This is a genomic window from Pseudomonas fluorescens (genome assembly GCF_000968015.1).
GTDB lineage: Bacteria > Pseudomonadota > Gammaproteobacteria > Pseudomonadales > Pseudomonadaceae > Aquipseudomonas > Aquipseudomonas fluorescens_W.
Genome location: NZ_LACH01000109.1, coordinates 1 through 223 on the forward strand (window position 1 = coordinate 1; position 223 = coordinate 223).

Below are 223 nucleotides of genomic sequence, written 5' to 3' on the forward strand. Positions count from 1 at the left end.
GCCATCGGGATTGAGCAGGATTTGCCCGTAGGTGCCGGTGGCGCTGCCGACCAGGCTGTAAGTGATCGCGCCGACCGCACCGCTGACCGAACCGACCAGCGTGCCGCTGGCGGTTTCGCCCGTGTTGCCCGGCAGGCTCCCGGTGACGGTGCCGGGCGCCAGATCCTGGCCATCCTTGTTCAGGTCGAGGGCTTTTTCGTAGACGGTCACGTCGCTGTCGCTG

Annotated in this window: 1 protein-coding gene; it reads right to left on the reverse strand. The window is 67.3% G+C overall.

Features of this window, described 5'->3' with window-relative positions:
* A partial coding sequence (locus tag VD17_RS30715) for a hypothetical protein (protein ID WP_046057115.1) occupies positions 1-223 on the reverse strand: 223 nt, incomplete at both ends.